The organism is Qipengyuania nanhaisediminis, from assembly GCF_900115585.1.
In the GTDB taxonomy this organism is placed as follows: Bacteria; Pseudomonadota; Alphaproteobacteria; order Sphingomonadales; family Sphingomonadaceae; genus Qipengyuania; species Qipengyuania nanhaisediminis.
The window spans coordinates 94,777-113,887 of sequence record NZ_FOWZ01000002.1 but is presented as its reverse complement, the minus strand read 5'-3'; the positions used below and the strand labels follow the sequence as shown (position 1 = coordinate 113,887).

At 63.8% G+C, this 19,111-nt stretch carries 18 protein-coding genes; 13 read left to right on the top strand and 5 right to left on the bottom strand.

The window, feature by feature from the left end:
- Window positions 1-25: 25 nt before the first annotated feature.
- From BM173_RS06205 to BM173_RS06165, 9 genes are all read left to right on the top strand, one after another.
- Entirely contained in the window at window positions 26-2,368 is a 2,343-nt protein-coding gene (locus BM173_RS06205) for a PAS domain-containing sensor histidine kinase (RefSeq protein ID WP_090480183.1), read from the top strand.
- Entirely contained in the window at window positions 2,365-2,814 is a 450-nt protein-coding gene (gene tsaE / locus BM173_RS06200; RefSeq protein ID WP_090478868.1) for a tRNA (adenosine(37)-N6)-threonylcarbamoyltransferase complex ATPase subunit type 1 TsaE, read from the top strand. Before BM173_RS06205 ends, tsaE begins: the two co-directional genes overlap by 4 nt.
- Complete coding sequence (locus BM173_RS06195) at window positions 2,811-3,800, top strand: aminoglycoside phosphotransferase family protein (protein ID WP_090478865.1); 990 nt, start codon at window positions 2,811-2,813, stop codon at window positions 3,798-3,800. Before tsaE ends, BM173_RS06195 begins: the two co-directional genes overlap by 4 nt.
- The gene (locus tag BM173_RS06190; RefSeq protein ID WP_090478862.1) at window positions 3,797-4,519 is read left to right on the top strand and encodes a nucleotidyltransferase family protein; all 723 of its coding nucleotides are present in this window, start codon (window positions 3,797-3,799) and stop codon (window positions 4,517-4,519) included. The genes BM173_RS06195 and BM173_RS06190 overlap by 4 nt, the downstream gene beginning before the upstream one ends.
- Entirely contained in the window at window positions 4,512-7,544 is a 3,033-nt protein-coding gene (gene addB / locus BM173_RS06185) for a double-strand break repair protein AddB (protein WP_090478859.1), read from the top strand. The genes BM173_RS06190 and addB overlap by 8 nt, the downstream gene beginning before the upstream one ends.
- Window positions 7,541-11,011, top strand: coding sequence for a double-strand break repair helicase AddA (addA, locus tag BM173_RS06180; RefSeq protein ID WP_090478856.1), 3,471 nt, complete (start codon window positions 7,541-7,543; stop codon window positions 11,009-11,011). The genes addB and addA overlap by 4 nt, the downstream gene beginning before the upstream one ends.
- Before the next feature lie 51 nt (window positions 11,012-11,062).
- The gene (gene trxA, locus BM173_RS06175; protein WP_090478853.1) at window positions 11,063-11,383 is read left to right on the top strand and encodes a thioredoxin; all 321 of its coding nucleotides are present in this window, start codon (window positions 11,063-11,065) and stop codon (window positions 11,381-11,383) included.
- A 67-nt stretch (window positions 11,384-11,450) separates the two neighbouring features.
- A complete protein-coding gene (locus tag BM173_RS06170; protein WP_090478850.1) occupies window positions 11,451-12,236 on the top strand; it encodes a LysR substrate-binding domain-containing protein in 786 nt (261 codons plus the stop codon).
- A complete protein-coding gene (locus tag BM173_RS06165) occupies window positions 12,164-12,775 on the top strand; it encodes a GNAT family N-acetyltransferase (protein WP_245755797.1) in 612 nt (203 codons plus the stop codon). The genes BM173_RS06170 and BM173_RS06165 overlap by 73 nt, the downstream gene beginning before the upstream one ends.
- Here the strand turns inward: BM173_RS06165 and BM173_RS06160 are convergent.
- The 4 genes from BM173_RS06160 to BM173_RS06145 all read right to left on the bottom strand — a co-directional run bounded on the left by BM173_RS06160 (window position 12,772) and on the right by BM173_RS06145 (window position 16,664).
- The gene (locus BM173_RS06160) at window positions 12,772-13,380 is read right to left on the bottom strand and encodes a GNAT family N-acetyltransferase (protein ID WP_090478843.1); all 609 of its coding nucleotides are present in this window, start codon (window positions 13,378-13,380) and stop codon (window positions 12,772-12,774) included. The genes BM173_RS06165 and BM173_RS06160 overlap by 4 nt on opposite strands.
- 110 nt (window positions 13,381-13,490) lie before the next feature.
- Window positions 13,491-13,985: a hypothetical protein gene (locus BM173_RS14580; RefSeq protein ID WP_177201826.1), complete on the bottom strand. Its 495-nt coding sequence runs from the start codon at window positions 13,983-13,985 to the stop codon at window positions 13,491-13,493.
- A gap of 277 nt (window positions 13,986-14,262) precedes the next feature.
- Window positions 14,263-14,520: a hypothetical protein gene (locus BM173_RS06150; RefSeq protein WP_090478840.1), complete on the bottom strand. Its 258-nt coding sequence runs from the start codon at window positions 14,518-14,520 to the stop codon at window positions 14,263-14,265.
- Between the two features lie 335 nt (window positions 14,521-14,855).
- A complete protein-coding gene (locus BM173_RS06145; RefSeq protein ID WP_090478836.1) occupies window positions 14,856-16,664 on the bottom strand; it encodes a DUF7380 domain-containing protein in 1,809 nt (602 codons plus the stop codon).
- A 462-nt stretch (window positions 16,665-17,126) separates the two neighbouring features.
- On the opposite strand from BM173_RS06145, the gene BM173_RS06140 reads away from it, so the two are divergent.
- Together BM173_RS06140 and BM173_RS06135 are read left to right on the top strand one after the other, a co-directional pair.
- The gene (locus BM173_RS06140; RefSeq protein ID WP_090478833.1) at window positions 17,127-17,396 is read left to right on the top strand and encodes a hypothetical protein; all 270 of its coding nucleotides are present in this window, start codon (window positions 17,127-17,129) and stop codon (window positions 17,394-17,396) included.
- Window positions 17,397-17,465: 69 nt separating this feature from the next.
- Window positions 17,466-17,900 carry a hypothetical protein gene (locus tag BM173_RS06135; RefSeq protein WP_090478830.1) on the top strand — a complete coding sequence of 145 codons (435 nt, stop codon included), beginning with the start codon at window positions 17,466-17,468 and terminating at the stop codon, window positions 17,898-17,900.
- Window positions 17,901-18,073: 173 nt separating this feature from the next.
- Here the strand turns inward: BM173_RS06135 and BM173_RS14575 are convergent, their stop codons facing one another.
- On the bottom strand, window positions 18,074-18,241 hold the full coding sequence (locus BM173_RS14575; RefSeq protein ID WP_177201825.1) for a hypothetical protein: 168 nt from the start codon (window positions 18,239-18,241) through the stop codon (window positions 18,074-18,076).
- Here BM173_RS14575 and rpsL point away from each other — a divergent pair.
- Together rpsL and rpsG are read left to right on the top strand one after the other, a co-directional pair.
- A complete protein-coding gene (rpsL, locus tag BM173_RS06130; RefSeq protein ID WP_006831873.1) occupies window positions 18,240-18,611 on the top strand; it encodes a 30S ribosomal protein S12 in 372 nt (123 codons plus the stop codon). The genes BM173_RS14575 and rpsL overlap by 2 nt on opposite strands.
- Window positions 18,612-18,635: 24 nt before the next feature.
- Complete coding sequence (gene rpsG, locus BM173_RS06125; protein WP_090478824.1) at window positions 18,636-19,106, top strand: 30S ribosomal protein S7; 471 nt, start codon at window positions 18,636-18,638, stop codon at window positions 19,104-19,106.
- Window positions 19,107-19,111: the final 5 nt, after the last annotated feature.

Sequence of the window (19,111 nt, the reverse complement as noted above, 5' to 3'; positions counted from 1 at the left end):
CCGCTGCACGCATAGCTGGCGAATGATGGAAGTTTCGCCGACCCTCCTGGCCTTGATCGGACTGCTGCTGGCAGTCTGGACCGGCGCGGCCGTGTGGCTGATGTTGCGCGCGACGACGCGGGCACAGGCCGCCGAGGCCCATCGCAAGGCCGCCCTACGCCTCGCGCGCATGGTCGAGGAAGGCCCTGCCATTCCTCTGACGGTGCGGACCGACGGCCGCATCGAGGCGCCCGACCGGCTGGCGCGCTGGCTCGGTCTGGAGAGGGTGCCCGAATACCTCAGCGAACTCGCACGCGAAGACGGCACGGGCCTTGCCGACGAACAGATCGAGGAACTTTCCACGCTCGTCCGGCGCACGCAGCGCACTGCCAAGCCGTTTAAGCTTTCCCTGCGGCCTCCCGGCTCGGGCAAGATGCTGGCCATGCGCGGCGCCTTGGCGGACCCTGCCGTTTCGCCAAGCGGTGCTGCGCTGATCTGGGTGTTCGATTTCACCGAGACCGAAGACGAACTTGCCCGGCTGGAAGAAGAGGCCGCACGCGCCCGCGACGATTTCGGCGCGCTCGTCGGCTTGATCGAAGCCGCGCCCATGCCGATGTGGTTCCGCGGCGCGGATATGCACCTGCGCCTCGTCAATCGCGCCTATGTCGAGGCGGTGGGCGGCGAAAGCGCCGACCAGGTCGTGACCGAGCAGGTGGAACTGGTCGAACGCGTCGGCGGACGCACTGCGGCAGAAGTCGCGCAGCAGGCAGCCGACCGCCGCCAGCCGATCGAGCGCATCGTCTCCGCCACGATCAAGGACGCCCGCCGCACGATCCGGGTCACCGACCTGCCTCTGGTGGGCGAAGGGATCGCCGGATACGCGGTCGATATCGAGGAAATGGAAGAGCAGGCCCGCGAATTCCGCGCTTTCCGCGAAGCGCAGCGTTCCATGCTCGACCAGCTGTCGATCGGGGTGGCCCAGTTCGATGCGCGCCGCCGCATGACCTTTGCGAACCAGCCGTTCCACCGGACCTTCTCGCTCCCGCCGGGCGTAGTGAACGAGCGCACCAGTTTCGAGCAGATGCTGATGGTCGCGCGCGAGAACGGCTGCATTCCCGAAGTGCGCGATTTCCCCGCATGGCGCGGCGAGCTGGTCGAGTGGTTCCAGCGCGACGATCCCGAAGAAATGGCTTGGCCCTTGCCTGACGGGACGCACCTGCGCGTCATTGCCCAGCCGCTACCCGACGGCGGACTGGTCTTGATCGCGGAAGACCGGACCGAGCAGCTGGCGCTTTCCGCCACCCGCGACACGCTCCTGCGCACGCGTACCGCGACTTTCGACAGCCTGTTCGAGGCACTCGCCGTGTTCGCACCCGACGGGCACCTTGAACTGTGGAACCGCGGTTTTCCGAGGGCATGGGGTCTCGACGGCGAAGTGCTCGACAACCATCCGCAGGCCGAAGAATTGCTCGAGGCGATTGCGGGCCAGCTCGCCGACCCCAAGGCGATTGCGCAGATCGGCCAGACCATCCGGTCTGCAACGCTGGATCGCAAGAACCGCGAAGGCCGGATCGAGCTCGCTGACGGTCGCACGCTCGATTACGCCGGCGTGCCGCTGCCCGACGGCAACGGCCTCCTCACCGTCCTCGACGTCACCGCTTCACAGCAGGCAGAAGAGGCATTGCGCGAGCGCAATCGTGCGCTCGAAGAGGCCGATGCGGTCATGACCCGCTTCCTTGCCAATATGAGCTATGAATTCCGCACCCCGCTGACCACGATCGGCGGATTTGCCGAAATGCTGGAAAGCGGACTGGCGGGCGAATTGACCCCGCAAGCCGCGGAATATGTGGCGGCGATCACCCAGTCGGTCGGCAAGCTGACGGAGCAGGTGGAAAACGTGCTCGACCTGTCGCAGTCCGAGGCCGGCCTCATGCCGCTGCGCAAACAGCGGGTGGAACTGCTGCCACTGCTGACCCGTATCGTGCGCAAGCGCGAACAGGCGATCCTCGACGGCGGGCTGACGCTCGATCTCAAGGGTAATGCGAACAAGGTGGTCGAGGCCGACCAGCAGCAATTGCAGCGCGCGCTCGGCCAATTGCTCGACAATGCGATCAACAACACGCCGCAGGGCGGGAAAATCGTGATCGATGTCGCCAAGCAGCGCGGCCTCAACCGCATTGCGATTACCGATACCGGGCGCGGCATGAGCCAGCACGAACTGGCCCGCGCGCTCGAAGGCATCCGCATGTCCGCCGACGGTAAGGGCATCGAGCGGCGCCACGGTCTCGGCATCCCGCTCGCGCGCCAACTGGTCGAGGCCCATGGCGGCACGCTCGATATCCAGAGCCGGCGCAACGCCGGGACCAGCGCGGTCATTACGCTGCCGTGATAGTCGACCTGCCCGATCTTGCAGCGATGGATGCGTTCGGCGCCAGGATCGCCGCGAAGTTGCAGCCCGGCGATGTCGTGGCGCTGTCGGGAGGCCTGGGCGCGGGCAAGACCACGCTGGCCCGGGCGGTCATCGCGGCGCTTGGTCACGAAGGCGAGGTGCCGTCGCCGACCTTCACGATCGTCGAGACCTACGATCATCTGCGCGTGCCGCTCGTCCATGCCGATTTTTATCGCCTGGAGGATCCCTCGGAAGCCGAAGAGATCGGGCTCGACGATTACCGCGAGGGCGCCGCGCTGCTCGCCGAATGGCCCGACCATGCGGGTGGATTTTCGCATGAGACGACCTGCCTCGAAATCACGCTGGAAACGGTGGGAGAAAATGGGGGTGAGGGGCGCAGGGCCGTTGTTAATGCAGGCGAAGCTTGGCAAAGCCGGAAGCCATGAGCGATACGCTGCCCGACGGCATTCACGACTTCCTTGGCGACACTGCATGGCAGGGCGCCGAAATCGCCCCGCTGGTAGGCGACGCCAGCTTCCGCCGCTATTTCCGCCTGCGCATGGGTGGCCGCAGTGCCATGCTGATGCACGCGCCGCCGCCGGAGGAAGACCCCAAGCCGTTTCTCCACGTGGCCAAATGGCTTGCCGACCACGGCATGCGCGCGCCGGCGATCCTGGCTGAACGCGCGGAAAAGGGATGGATCCTGACCGAGGATTTCGGCGACCAGCGCATGAAGGAATGGATCGACGCCAATCCGGATGACGAGCACGCGATCTATGGGCAGGCAATCGATGCGCTGGTGGACCTGCACAAGCTGCCGCCGGGGCCATTCGAGCCTTACGACATGGCGGTTTACCAGCGCGAGGCGGGGCTGTTCGTCGAATGGTTCTGCCCTGCTGCGGGCCTGAAGGTGGACGAAGAGGGCTGGCGTGACGCTTGGGACAGGGCCTTGTCCCCGATGCTTTCCCGCCAGCAGCCCGGCGTAAGTGTTCTTCGCGATTATCACGCCGAGAACATCATGCTGCTCGAACCCGGCAAGGCGGGCGGCGGGCAGGGGCTGATCGATTTCCAGGACGCGCTCGTCGGCCACAAGGCCTACGACCTCGTGAGCCTGTTGCAGGATGCGCGCCGTGACGTGTCGACCGAGCTGGAAGCTGCCATGCTCGACCGGTATCGAAAGGCTGCGTCCCCCGACGAGCATTTCGAAGCCGATTACGCTCGCCTGGGCGCTCAACGCAATGCCAAGATCGTCGGTATCTTCACGCGCCTGTTCAAGCGCGATGCGAAGCCGCGCTATCTCACGATGATCCCGCGCGTGTGGGAGGCGATGGAGAGGGATTTGCAACACGAGGCGCTTGCACCAGTGGCCGAATGGTTTGCCGGCAACATTCCCGACGACATCCGCGTCAATCATGGCGGGAAGATCGCATGAGCGGCCTCGTTTCCGATACCGCGATGCTGATGGCTGCGGGCCTTGGCAAACGGATGCGCCCGCTGACCGCGACCACGCCGAAACCCATGGTCCGCGTTGCAGGCAAGCCGCTGATCGACCGGGCGCTGGACCGCGTGGAAGATGCCGGGATCGCGAAGGCGGTCGTCAACGTTCACTACCTCGCGGAATCGATCGAGGCGCATATCGGCGCTCGGCAGGCTCCGGCAGTCACCTTCTCCGACGAACGTGCCGAGTTGCTCGAAACGGGCGGCGGAATGGTCAAGGCGAACGCGGCGGGGCTGCTGCCCGACCCTTTCTTCGCCTGCAATGCCGACAGCATCTGGCTGGACGGGCCGCGCAACGCCTTCCTCGACCTGTCGCAGGCGTGGGACCCCGACAAGATGGATGCGCTCCTTCTCGTCGTCACCCATGCACGGGCGCATAATTTCGACGGGACGGGCGATTTCTACATGGACGGCGCGGGGCGCCTGTCGCGCAAGCGGCCCGACCGGATCGCCCCGTTCATCTACACCGGCATCCAGCTGGTATCGCACCGCCTGCTGCGCGACGCGCCCGAAGGCAAGTTTTCGACCAATATCCTGTGGGACCGTGCGATTGCCGAGGACCGGCTCTACGGTGTGGCCTTCACGGGCCAATGGTATGAGGTCGGCACGCCGCAGCACATCAGGCCCACGGAAGAGGCGCTGAAGGGTGTCTGACAAAGGCAGGGTCGCACCGGAGCCGAAAGTCTACTCGATTGCCGCGCACCGCGGCTTTGCCGATGCCCTGGTTGCAGGGCTGGTCCCCCGCTATTCCGATGACGAGCTTGGCCTTGCCAAGCTGACGCTGCTTTTGCCCAGCAGCCGTGCGCGGCGAACCGTTTCGGAGGCCTTTATCCGCCATGCAGGCGAGCTCGGGTGCCCCGGTCTGCTCATGCCGCGCATGGTGGTCGTCGGCGATCTCGACCTCGATGAAGCCTTGGGGCCGCTGCTCGATCCGCTGGGCTCTTCCGGCATAAAGCCTGCCATCGACCCTCAGCGCCGCATGTTTGCGCTTGCCGCCCTGATTGCAGAGGAAATGGGTGACGATGCGCCCAAAGGGGCGACCTTGCTGCGCCTTGCACGTGAGACTGGCGCCACCATGGACCGCCTGTTGGTGGAGGATGTGGGTCCGGAGCAATTGCTCGACGAGAAGGTCCTCGAGATCCATCCGAGCCTGTCGGAGCACTGGCAGAAATCGCTACGCCTGTTTGCGCGGGTCCAGACGCGCTGGCTGGCGTGGCTCGACGCAAACAATTGGCTCGATGCGGCAGCGAGGCGCAATCGCCTGTTCGATCACGCGGCAGCCGGGTGGAAGGCCAATCCGCCCGCGACGCCGATCGTCGCTGCAGGCGTAACCAGCGCGGCCCCTGCGCTTGCAAGGCTGCTGCGGGTGGTGAGCGAATTGCCGCAGGGCGCTGTCATCCTGCCCGACTTCGACCTGACCATGGATGCGGACGTGTGGGAGGAACTGGGCAGGGCGGGTAACCGTCCGTCGCCCGGCGATACCGTGTTCGCGAAAGAGGATGCGGTCACGCACCCGCAGTACCATCTCAAGCTGCTACTCAACCGCATGGGCGTGCGGCGCGAGGAAGTGCAGCCCTGGCATCGCAAGGGCATGACCGCGGCTCCGCCGGAGCGCAGCCATGCGATTGGCGCACTTTTTCTGCCCCCCGAGGGGAGCAAGGTATGGGCCGCGCTACCTTCCGAGAAACGCCGCCTGTCCGGCGTGCGAGTGATGCAGGCCGCTAATCCGGAAGAAGAAGCGCAGGCGATCGCCTTGCTGGTGCGCGAGGCGGTGGAGGCACCGGAAAAGCGTGTCGCTGTCGTGACGCCCGACCGGGCATTGGCGCGGCGAGTGGTGCATCATCTTGCACGCTGGAATATCGTCGCCGACGATTCCGCAGGCCGTCCGCTCTCGCAAACGGCGGCGGGGCGTGCTTTCCTGCTCGCGGCCGAGGTGATGGCGGAAAATGCCATGTCGGTATCGCTGATGGCGCTGCTCGGGCACCCTCTCGTCAAGGGCGGGATGGAGCGTGGTGTCTGGCTGCGCCAGCTGCGCCGGATCGAGCGCGAATTGCGCGGGCCGAGACTGGAGGCCGGCCTCGAACCGGTGAGCGAAATCGCCGCCAAGCTTTCGGAAACGCACAAGAATGTCGGTGAGTTCTGGTCCCAGGCAGAGGCGGCTCTCTCACCGCTGGTCGAACGGGATAACGAGGCTCCTTCTTCGCTGGCGGAGCTGATCGACACGCTCGCCTCCAGCGCCGAAATGCTGTGCGGAGAACGCCTGTGGGCACGAGAGGACGGGCGCAGCCTGTCAGCTTTCGTCGAGGAATTTCGCCTCCATGCGCGTGAGGCAGGCTTCACCGTGGCGCCGCGCGATGTGGCCGCGCTGCTGTCCGATGCGATGGAACAGGTCGCGGTTCGTCCGCCCTATGGCGGCCATGCGCGCGTCCAGGTGCTCGGCCTGCTCGAAGCGCGCATGAACCGCGCCGACCTAGTCATCTGTGCGGGCCTCAACGAAGGCGTGTGGCCTGCGCGCGGAAGCGTGGATGCGCTGCTCGCCCCTTCGGTCCTGCGAACGCTCGGAGTGCCGGGTGGCGACTTCCGCATCGGCCTGTCTGCGCATGACCTCTCGGGCGCCCTCGGCGCGCCCGAAGTCGTGCTCAGCCGCGCGGCGCGGGACGAGGGCGGCCCGGCCATCCCCAGCCGCTTCCTCCTGCGCGTGCAGGCGCTGCTTGGCGACCAGTTGCCACGCCACGAGGAGGTGCAGGCCATCGAATGGGCGCGCGCGATGGCGAGGGCCCCCGATGCGGGTATCTATCCGCGGCCCAAGCCGATGCCCGATGCAGAGCAGCGCAAGGTGGCGATCTCGGCCACCGCGCTCGACCGGCTGCGCGGCGATCCCTACCAGTTCTACGCCCAGCAAATCCTCGGCCTGAAGGACCTCGACGCGCTCGACGCAGAGCCATCGGCTGCGTGGCAGGGCACGGTTGCGCACGAAATTCTCGAGCGCTGGCACAAGGCCGATCCCAAGTCACCAATTGCCGAGGTGATGGACGCAGTGTTCGACGACCGCAACGTCCACCCGCTGATGCGCGGTCTGTGGCAACCGCGTCTCGAAAACGCGCTCGAATGGGTGGAAAGCGAGATCGCCGGCTACGAAGATCGCGAAGTCGTCGCAGTGGAAGCATGGGGCGATATGCACGTCGAAGGCGTGCGCGTTCACGGGAAGATCGACCGCCTCGACCGGCTCTCCGACGGAAGCCTGGCGATAGTCGACTACAAGACCGGTTCGCCCCCGTCTTCCAAGATGGTCGAACAGGGCTTTGCGTTGCAGCTCGGATTGCTCGGCATGATGGCCGGGCGGGGCGGCTTCGAAGGCGTCACGGGCGAGGCCAGCGCCTTCGAATACTGGTCGCTCGGCAAGGCGAAGTCGGACAGCAATTATTTCGGCTTCGGCTATGTAACAACGCCAATAAGAGTCGAGGGAAAGCGTGTCGGAATTGAGCCAGAGGAATTTCTTCCGAAAACGGAGGCGCACCTAACGGAAGCAATCAACCGTTGGATTAAGGGGGATGATCCATTTACCGCTCGGCTCAATCCTGACTTCGGAGGCTTCCCGACCTACGACCAGCTGATGCGGCTCGAAGAATGGCTCCCCCACATGGACGCCGAAGAAGATGTCGAAGGCGGCGCGGCATGAGCGGCAAGGTATATCCCCTCAAGGGCCACCAGATGGACGCGGTGGACCCGCAGGAAAGCGTCTGGCTGTCGGCCAGCGCGGGCACCGGCAAGACGCAGGTGCTGTCCGCGCGCGTGCTCCGCCTGCTGCTGGAGCCGGGTGCCGACCCATCGCAGATCCTGTGCCTCACCTTCACCAAGGCGGGCGCTGCGGAGATGGCCGTGCGCGTCAACGAGGTGCTGGCCCGCTGGGTCCGCATGAGCGACACGCAGCTGGCGGAAGAGCTCGCCAATCTGGGCGCAAAGAGCGATCCGGACACGCGCGAGAGGGCACGCTCGCTCTTCGCGCGGGTACTCGATTGTCCGGGCGGCGGCCTCAGGATCGATACGATCCACGCCTTCGCGCAATATCTCCTCGCTGCTTTTCCTGCAGAAGCGGAAATCCTGCCCGGCAGCCAGCCGATGGAGGACCGCGAGCGCGACCTCCTTAGCCGGGACGTGCTGGGCGAACTGCTCGAAGAGGGCGATCCCGGTTTCCTTGCCGCAATCGGCGAGATGAGCCGCCGCAAGGGCGCAGACGCCGTGCGCGGCTGGCTGATGAAATGCGCCGGTTTCCTCGACCTCTGGTACCAGCCGCAATGGCAGGGAGACCTTTCCGGTGCGGTAAGGCGCGTGCTGGATGTTCCTTCCGATGCCGGACCCGAATGGGTCGCCGAGGCGTGCAGCGACGAGAGTTTCCCGGTTTCAATCCTTCGGGCAACCTTGCCGGCCATGGATGGTTGGAAGGCGCAAGCGGCCGACAAGGTGCGCGACTTCGTACCGGCTTGGCTCGAACGCGATCCTGCAGATCGACTGTCGACGTTGGACGGCTTCTTCGACACGCTTTTGAAGAAGGACGGCGCGCCGCGCGCCATGAAAGGCGCTGAGAAGAACGATCCCGATTTCGTGCGCAAGCAAGAGTTGATCGCGGATGCAATACGGGACGTAGCCGAACGCCGCGCCCTGCTGGACCTTGCAGATTTCCTCGCCCCGCAACTGGAGGCTGGACGCGCCTTTGCGCTGCGGTGGGAGCAGGCCAAGGCGCGCGAAGGACTGGTCGATTTCGACGATTTGATCCAGCGCGCCGCACACCTGCTGTCTGATGCCGCGGTGGCCGACTGGATCCGCTACAAACTCGATCGCAGTTTCGACCACATCCTCGTCGACGAGGCGCAGGATACCAATCGCGCCCAGTGGCAGATCATCGAGGCGCTGACGGACGATTTCTTCTCCGGTGAAGGCGCGCGCTCCGACCGGATCCGGACGATCTTCACCGTGGGCGACTTCAAGCAGGCGATCTTCGGCTTCCAGGGCACCAGCCCGCGCAATTTCGCCGAAGCGCGCGATCGCTATGCCGAGAAGATGCGGCGCACCGCCGATGCCGCACAGGACGCACGCGGCGCGCCCGATCCGCGATATCTACGCCAGTACGGCCTCGGCCAGAGCTTCCGCTCCGCCGACAACGTCCTCGACTTCATGGACGAGGCGATAACGGCGATCGGCTCTGCCGAACTCGGCCTCGACCGGGAGGCGGAAAAGCACGACGGGCAGGATCGCCCGGGACTCGTGACGCTCTGGAACACCGTCCACGCCGACAGCGGGATGGAAGAGGGCGAGGAAGACGAAAGCTGGCTCGGCAAGCATGATCGCAAGCTGGCGGATCGTATCGCGCGGCAGGTAAAGCGGTGGATGGACGATCCCAATGGCTTCCCACTGGTGAAGGACGGCACGCCGCGCCGTGCGGGACCCGGCGACGTGATGGTGCTGGTCCGCAAGAGGCGCGATCTCGCTACTCTGATCGTCGCGCGGCTCTATCGTCACGGGGTGCCGGTGGCGGGCGTCGACCGGTTGCGGCTCGGCAATCCGCTGGCCGTCAAGGACCTGATGGCGGCAATCCGTTTCGCCGCGCAGCCGCTGGACGATCTGACCTTGGCGAGCCTGCTGGTATCGCCGCTGGTCGGCTGGTCGCAGGACGATCTCCTGAAGCATGGCTACCGCGACAAGGGCGTGCGCCTGTGGGAGCATTTGCGCCAGAGCGACGACCCGGTCGTTGTCGAAACGCTGGCGGCCCTGCGCGAGATTTTGCGACGGGCGGACTTCGATACGCCCCAGCAATTGCTGCACTGGATTCTCGTCGGACCGATGGATGGCCGGCGCAAGCTCGTTTCCCGCCTCGGGCGCGAGGCAAACGACCCTATCGACGAGTTGCTCAACGCCGCCAACGCCTATGCCGCAAGCCACGTCGCGAGCCTCCAGGGCTTCATTCGCTGGTTCGATGCGGGCGAAGGCGAGATCAAGCGCGAAGCGGGCGAGGGCGGCGACCAGGTGCGCGTGATGACCGTGCACGGATCAAAGGGCTTGCAGGCACCCATCGTAATCCTTGCCGACGCCGCAATCGGCCCCGACGGGTCTGGCGATCTCGAGCTGGAAGATGCTCCGCTCGGCGGCGACCGGAAATTTGCCGTTCCCGTCCCGGGCCTGAAGAAGGACGAGAGGGTTGGCCCCCTGCGCGAGGCAGAGGACGTCGCTTCGTCCGCCGCCCTGGAGGAGCATTGGCGGCTGCTTTATGTCGCGATGACCCGCGCGGAAGAGGCGCTGTTCGTCGGCGGATCGCTCGGCCCGCGCGATGCGAAGAACGGTCCGCACGAGGACAGTTGGTACGCCCGGCTCAAGCCGCTTTTTCCGGATGACGCGCTTGCGGACGACTTGTGGGGCGCCCGCTACGAATGGGGAAGCTTGAGCGATGCAAAGCTCCCCAACGTGTCGGCGCGTCCTGCTTCCGAAGTGGAATTGCCGGGCTGGGCATCGGCTCCCGTAGGGCCGGAGCCGCGACCGCCGCGTCCGCTTGCCCCGTCCGGGCTTGGCGAAGTCGAAGGCAGCGATCCGCCGCTTCCTCCGGAAATTGCCGCCGGAGCCGCACGGCGCGGTGTGCTGATCCATGCCTTGCTGGAACGTCTTCCCGAAGTGCCGCAGGGCGAGAGGGAGGCAAGAGCGCTGGACTGGCTGGCCCGCCAGGCACCCGAGCTGACCGAGACGGAGCGGCGCGAAATGTACGAACGCGCGCGCGCCGTTCTCGACACGCCCGAGTTCGCGTCGATCTTCGGTCCCGATGCGCTTGCGGAAATACCGCTTGCCGCAACGGTTCAGGGCCAGGTCGTGATGGGCACTGCAGACAGGCTGCTGGTGACGGCAGAGAAGGTCATCGTGGTCGATTTCAAGACCGCGCGCCGCCCTCCTGCCTCGCTCGATGCGGTTCCGGAAACGACGATGCGCCAGATGGCTGCCTATGTCGCGGCGCTGGAAGCGATCTATCCGGGCAGGGCGGTAGAGGCCGCGGTGCTCTATACCCAGACGCCGCAATTGATCGCCTTGCCCGAGCCGGCGCTCGCGCCTTACAAGACCGCGTTTCCGGATCGGCAGGAAAGCTTTGCCTTGCCGCCCGTTGAGTAATCGACCAAGCCGCCCCACATCGGCGGCAGACACGAATTCAGGAGATATCCCATGGCCACCATCAACGTAACCGACGAAGGCTTCCAGAAAGACGTCCTCGACAGCGACAAGCCCGTCCTCGTGGACTTCTGGGCCGAATGGTGCGGGCCGTGCAAGATGATCGCTCCGGCGCTCGAAGAACTTTCCGAAGAAATGGCCGACCAGGTCACCATCGCCAAGATGGACATCATGGAAAATACCGGCGTGCCCGGCCAGATGGGCGTGCAGTCCATCCCTTACCTGGTCCTGTTCAAGGATGGTCAGCCGGCGGCACAGATGCGCGGCGCGGCTCCCAAGGGCCAGCTCAAGCAGTGGCTCGAAGGCGCGCTCTGACGCACTTCGGGACATAGTCTTGCCGCAATCTTGTTTTGCGGCGCAACATTGCTAAACGCGTGGAACCATGAAGCGCACGCACCTGCCTCTCAACGCTTTGCGCGTCTATGACGCTGCTGCCCGTCACCTGAGCTTTACCCGCGCTGCGGACGAGCTTGCGGTGACGCCTGCGGCCGTGGGCCAGCAGATTCGCGCGCTCGAAGACCATCTCGGCACCGTCCTGTTCCGCCGCACCAGCAAGGGGCTGGAGCTGACGCAGGAAGGCTCGGCAGGGCTAGACGCGCTGCGCGAAGGTTTCCTCAAGTTCGAGGAAAGCGTCTCCGCGATGCAGGCTGGCCAGGCGAGCGACAATTACACGGTCGCCTGCCCGCGCGAATTCTACGCGCAATGGCTCGCGCCGCGGCTGGCGAAGTTCGCCGAGGCGAACCCCGACATAAAGTTCACCTTCGTCGCCGACGAGAACGCTGATTTCACTGAGGCGAATCTCGACTGCGCCATCCGGTTGGTCGACGGGCCCGGAGATCTGCAGGGCGTCGAACTCGCCGCGGCACGCCGCGTGACCGTGGCCGCGCCCGGTGCGCCGGACAAGTGGATCGACTGGGGCTTGCCCTTGCAGGACGGCACTGTTGCACACGTCACGGTGAGCAATGCCGGACAGGCGCTTTCGGGCGCGATGGCGGGGCTGGGCAAGGCGATCCTGCCCGAACTGCTCGCCAAGGAAGCGATCGAGGCGGGTCAGCTCGAGGTTCTCGACGGGCCCGAGCCTGGCACGCGTGCCTATTGGCTGGTCGCTCCGACCCCGCAATGGCGGACCAAGAAGGTCAAGGCGCTGGTCGCCTTCCTGACGGCCTGATCGCCGCGCTGGCTGAGTCTATGCGCGACGTAGAGACGCTCCGTACCGACCGTTTCACCCTGCGCCCGCTGAGGCGCGAGGATACGGCTGCCCTGTATCCCACCTTCGCGAATGAGGTGCAGTGCCTCTACCTCTCCCGCCAGGCCTTCACCTCCGAGGAGGAGCTGTGGGGCTGGCTGGCAGAGCCGGACTGGAACGGGCGCACCTGGATCGCCGAGGATGCGGAGGGCCGCGTCGCGGGGCGCTTCGTCGCTGTGCCTGCGCACGAGGACGGTATCGAGGAGATCGGCTACGTCACCTGTATGGACCGGCAGGGCGGGGGCGTGGCGCGCGAATGCACTGCGGCGCTGGTGGATCACCTGTTCGCCAGCGGCCTGCGCAAGCTCACTGCTGAGGTGGACACGGAAAATACCCCCTCGATCCGCCTGCTCGAACGGCTCGGCTTTACGCGCGAGGCGCTCTTTCGCGAGCATGAGACGACTCACGCGGGCCTGCGCGATGTGGCGGTTTACGGCCTGCTGGCGAGCGAGCGGGCCTAGCTCTCGAACGCGGAAAAGACGTGCGCAATGCCGGGCGGGTCGGCCTGGTGCCGCAAGCGCTCCAGCGCCTCGTCGATATCGAGCACCCAGCCGCGCGAGGCGTCGACCGTCCCGCTCCCCACGCCGCCCAGCATCCGCGTGAACTGCGTCGCGCTGCGGTTTTCGCTTAGCGTTTCGACATGGAAGCGCGTGATCCCTTCCTCGCGCGCGTCGAGCAGGATCGTCGCGGTCAGCAGCTTGCCGAGGCCGAGGCCGTGGAAATCGTCGATGATGGCGACTGAGAACTCCGCGCATTCCGGATCCTCCTCGTCGCGAAAGGCGTGGACGGCCCCGATGGCGGAGCGCGGCGGGTCTTCCGACAGGTCCAGCGCGCCCCAGGCGAGGTGCATCACCCCGTCCGCGTCAAGCAGGCGCTCGATTACCCAGTCGGGCGGGGTCCGCATGCCGGAAAAGAACCGCAGATACCGCGAGTGGGGCGACATCCGCTCGATCCCTGCGCGCATCAGCGCCTCGTCCGCGCGGTCGACGCGGCGGATGCAGACGCGGCGGCCGTCCTCGATCGCGGTGGTGATCGAACCCGGCCCGCAGCCACCGCGCCAGGGCACGTGATCGGGGGAGGGGGGATCGTCGGCGATGGGGCGGCTCCTTCGTCTGTGCGGGCGGCATAGCACAGGGTCGGCAGGCGGCTAAGCCCTTCCATGCGGAGGCGGGCGGCCTAGATCAGACATTCTTCCGCCAGCACCTCGTCGCGGATCCATTCGTAGACGGGGTGGCCGGGGACGATCTTGCGCACGTCCTCGCGATAGCGGCCGCGATAGGCGAGGACGAAGCAGAGCAGCGAATTGGCGCGCGGGTTGTAGAGCCCCTCGGCCAGGGCGCGCTCGATCGCGCAATCCTCGAGCCGCCACACGCCATATCCGACCGCCTCGTCCCACGCGGCGGCAAACCCTTCCGCCCCGGGCCTCGCACGCAGCTTGTAAAGCGCCTCCATGCTCTTCCCGATCGAGCGCGCTGCCTGCACGACGATCCCCGTCGCCGCGAGCGTGGCGACGAAGCGGCGCTGCAGGTCTGGCGTGAGGGAATTGCGCCGCGGCTGCTTGTGAATATAGGGCGCAAAGGCGAGCAGCGGATCGTCCGGATCAAGCTCCGGCTCGGGATTGGCAACGGCAGAAGTCGCCTGTCGAGGCGTAACACGAGTGGTTTCCTTCATAGGCCGAGGCAAGATGCAGAAAGCCACCGAGTAGGAAACAGCTATCTCTCAGGCAAAATCCGGCGCGCCCAGCGCGCCGCAAGGCCGACCGGCCGCCCGAGCTTATGCGAGGAAGCCAAGCGACGCGGACGCGTCGCGCCTGGCTCCTGAGGGCGCAAACAAAAAACCCCGCCCTGCGTTTGAGGGCAAAAACAAAACCCCAAACAAAAAAACGGCATCCGTCTTTCGACGGACACCGCTTTTTGTCGCCTGCGGAGTGAACCGCGGGCTGTGTGGCTTACATGCCTTCGTCGACAGCGTCTTCTGCTGCGTCGCCGGCTTCGCCCATGGCGTCTGCTTCGGCGTCGAGAGCTTCTTCAGCTGCTTCGTCGCCCTGTGCTTCTGCGAGGTCGGCCTGCTCTTCAAGGAGGTCTTCCTGCGATTCAGCCTGCTGCTCGACCAGGTCTTCCTGAGCTTCCTGCTCGCTTTCGGCGCAAGCTGCGAGCGAGAGAGCGGCTGCCGAAGCGGCGACGATTGCCAGTTTGTTGAACTTCATGTGGTATTCCCCTTTATGTGGATTCCGAGCGCGGAAACCCGCGCTTCGACCATACTACGCACCGATGACAAATTTGTGCCACATTTTTTTTCGTGTGGTGCGAAATCAGTGGGATGGGGTGGGGGGACCCTCGCGCAGCGGCGAAATCCGGCGCGCGAGCAGCGCGCCGCAAGGGCGACCGGCCGCCGCGCCTTATGGCGCGAAGCCAAGGAGCGCTGACGCGCTCCGCCCGGCGTCTGAGGGACGAACACAAAAAGAATGCTGAGTAGGAAAATGGTTTCTAGCTGGGGGAAGAATCTCTGACCGCCGCGACTTATGGCATGAAGCCAGGGACGTTAGGACCAGCCCCCTCGTTCATACATGGGGCGTACTTGGCGATCCCAATTCTTCAGCGTGAAAACACACACGAGGAAATAGCAGTACCAAGCGCAAATCTGCCCTAGGTCGCCGTAGAATGCTCGATACGGCAGGTTGCCATGCGATAGTTCGTGGCGAAATGCTGAGCCGGGTCTGAAACTGAAGAGCAAGTCCAATTCCCAAACGATCTCCTCAGTCAGGATCGAGTTTAATTCAGATTCGAAGTTTTTCAGCAGACTGCTCAGTGATTTATCGCCTTCGCTTCCATCGCTGGAAATCGTTGCATGGTCTACGCCAGCGATATCGAGCAAGTGCCTCAATGAGTTTTCAATCTGTGGTACGAGAAGGTGCGAAGATATAAGAAAGTTGCCTTGCCACAGGTGAGCTAATCCAGCAGCGAATATGGGGGCTCTATCAGACGGAACGAATCCCGAATTTATTATCAGCGGGTACATGTGATGCTCTGTGATTGCATATCTGCGGTACAGCTCTTCTCGAGCGGGTTCGAGCAATCCGACCACCTGGAAACGCCGCTCGACGCCGAGATCACGACCAGCCCGCTCCTTATAATAATCGTCCGAGCCAAAATGTTCGTTGGGGTCCAAGCCGTGGCTTGTCGTGCGGCCCTTTTCGTCCATGTAAGAGGTGCTCACGATCTTGTCGAAGATGGTGTTCTTCGAAATTTCGTCGATCGTGCTTTTCGTTTTAGAGACCTCACTGGGCCAAAGATGCATCGCTACTTGCCTGAGACCTTCGGACAACGTGACCTCCGAAAAGTATTTCCGGCTTTTGCTTCGCATCCCGCGCAAGCCCGTCAATTTGATGGAGAAGGTACCCACCTCCTCTGTAGCTCGCCCCTGCAGTTCGCGAAGTTGCGCCTTAAGACTTGCGATCCATTGCTCGTTTCCTCCGACTTGCCTGATTTCTGTGATTGCTGTCTTTATCCAACCGGCGGCAGCCAAAGGTTGTGGATTCTGTTCTGCCATGGCCAAAGAGCATTTGGCGGCTTCGAGAAGAGCATCGTTTCTGAGTTCGCGATTTTCCTCCCCGAACCATCCGGCAGCGGCCTCGAAGCATGACTTTACGGCCATGGGGTAGTCTTCGGAGGTTCCCGCTTTTGCGAGGTCTCGCGCCATGTTGGCAGCGTCGAGTCGCGTCAAAACTCGATTGAGTACCCCGATTTCCAAGGCTTCCGAGTAGCGGAAAAAATCGCGTTTGGAGAAAGCCAGATCGCAGACAGTTTTGATGGTCGTTTGTGATCTGTCTGAGATCCGATTTCCCTTGGTTATCCTACGATCAATCTCAGTCATCCGAATTAGAAGTGACATGACGTCCATCGCGGGTGCGTCAATATCATCGAACTTTCGAACGAAATCGCCGGAAGCTATCCTGCGGATTTCATTATTGTAGGCTTGAACTGTCTCTCGACCTACTTCCCAATGTCCACCGACAAATGCGGTGTCGAGGAGCCTGGCCTTCACCGTATTATGTTGGATCGACCTCGCAACTTCGATTGCTTGCTGTTGTTGTTTTTCATCAAGGTCATTCGGTAGAAGTGAGCGCTGATCATCTGCTTGCCAGATTGGGGCATAAGGTCCGCCCTCATTCGCAGGCGTCAATCGCATCCTTAAAAGGGCAACAACCATCGCGACAATGGCACGGCTTTCTTCTCCGATCCGATCTTCGACCGCCGACAGTCGATTGTCGATCAATGTAGCGAGCCCGTAGTCGTATATTTCTAGTGAGCCGTCAGTTGCCGCCTCCACAACTCGAATTGCTTCCTTCATGAATGCTCCCCTTTACTCCGCATATTTGGGCGTTTGTGGTCTTGATCAATCCCTTGACCCATCCCCCCTCTCACACTTTGTGCGCGCCCATCCGGTGAGGGAATCGCCCCGTGCGAAACCAACGCTGGCCAGATAGAGGTGAACATTGCCGGTCATGACCCGGGGGCCTGTCGCTTATGCGACGAGGCTCTTTTCTATTGCAGCGGAGGTCAACTCCGTTCGGGGCAGCCGTCAAAGTAACCCGGTGGCCGTGTGGGCCGATGGGTGGAGCGTTTCAGGCTCGCCCGGTCAAGTACGCGGGCCCCTTGTAATCCGGCGAAAACACCCCATCTTAGATTTAGCTACCAGTCGCGATCGACGGTCCCGAGGGCCAGTTGCCCTCTCTTCTTTCCATTTCGCCTTCTAGCCCGCGCACAAGCGGTCGCTGATGAACGCCTGCGCGAAATCGAAGGACTATTCCCCATGACACATTATGGCACCATCCAGAACTACGACAGCGGCAAGGGCAGTGGCTCGATCGCGCCCGAAAAGGGCGGAGATGCGCTGAAGTTCGGCAAGTCCGATTTGCAGCAGGAAGCCTCGGAGCCGGAAACCGGCCAGCGTTTCAGCTACGACACCAGGCAGGCCGACGGCGGCAGCAACTATGCGACCAACCTGCGCCAGCAGGAACAGGAGCAGGGTAAGGGCAGCCAGGGAACCCAGCGTATCCAGGCCGGCAAGCAGCAGGGCTGACGCATGATCTTTCGGGCGCGTCGCAAGGATGCGCCCGAATTCCCGAACGGTTGCCGCAGGAGGCGAGCCATGGATCTCAATGAACTGCTACACAAGCACCAGATTGCGGTGATGAAGGCTTCGGCTTCCGGCGATACGGCGGCCAAGGACAGTCATTTCGCCAAGGTTGCCGAATACGCCGCCCGCATTCGCGGATTGCGAGACACGTTGCGCGCGGAAAAGCCGGATGAAGCGGTCAACCGGCCGGAAACGATCATCTACGGCAGCTATGCCGGTGATACCGAACCGCTCAAGTCGCTTGCGCCGGCCATACCCGTCGATCCGGTCAAATCCTGGGAAGACGAAGGCGGCGCGGTCCGCCATCCGGCACAACCGACGCCGCCGCAGATTACCGAGCGTATAGCGCGGTCTTACCATGTGGGGCCTTACGTTTACCAGGACCTCGACCTTGCGGTGGCCGAGCACCTGCGTCAGTTGAGCGCCGAAGAGGGCGGCACGGCTTGACCCATCTCCCCTCTCACACTATGTGCGCGGCCATCCGGTGAGGGAATCGCCCCGTGCGAAACCAACGCTGGCCAGATAGAGCTGAACATTGCCGGTCATGACCCGGGGGCCTGTCGCAGTTAGCGACGAGGCTCTTTTCTATTGCAGCGAACCAGTTTCGCTCGGGGCAGCCGTCAAAGTAACCCGGTGGCCGTGTGGGCCGATGGGTGGAGCGTTTCAGGCTCGTGCGAACAGACCGCCCAGGTGCCCTTCGCGGCATCGGTGCGGCGCTTGGCACGAACCCGACGAACCATCCTCAGCCCGCTAGTCGCCGCCATCGAAACGGTGAAGAGAGAACTCATGCCGACTATTAACCAGCTGGTCCGCAAGGGCCGCGTTCCGCAGAAGGCCAAGTCCAAGGTCCCTGCGATGGAGCAGAACCCGCAGAAGCGCGGCGTTTGCACCCGTGTCTACACGACCACTCCGAAGAAGCCGAACTCGGCTCTGCGTAAAGTTGCCAAGGTTCGCCTGACCAACCAGCGCGAAGTCATCTCCTATATCCCGGGCGAAGGCCACAACCTGCAGGAGCACTCCGTTGTGCTCATCCGCGGCGGCCGTGTTCGCGACCTTCCCGGCGTTCGTTACCACGTCCTTCGCGGCGTGCTCGATACGCAGGGCGTCAAGGATCGCAAGCAGTCGCGCTCGAAGTATGGCGCGAAGCGTCCGAAGTAATCCACGGGACTTAGGAGATAATCAATGAGTCGTCGTCGTCGTCCCGAGAAGCGGGAAATCCTGCCTGATCCGAAATTCAACGATCAGGTCCTTTCGAAATTCATGAACAACCTGATGTATGACGGCAAGAAGGCCGTTGCAGAAGGTATCGTCTACACCGCGCTCGACGTGGTCGAGGAAAAGGCGAAGGCCAACCCGGTCGAGGTTTTCCACGCCGCGCTCGACAACATCAAGCCGCAGGTCGAAGTTCGCAGCCGCCGTGTCGGTGGTGCGACCTACCAGGTGCCGGTCGAGGTTCGCCCCGAGCGTGCCCAGGCACTCGCGATCCGCTGGCTGATCTCGGCTGCTCGCGGCCGCCCGGAAACCACCATGGCAGCACGTCTGTCGGGTGAGCTGATGGATGCGTCGAACAACCGCGGCAACGCCGTGAAGAAGCGCGAAGACACGCACCGCATGGCGGACGCGAACCGCGCTTTCTCGCACTACCGCTGGTAAGCCGT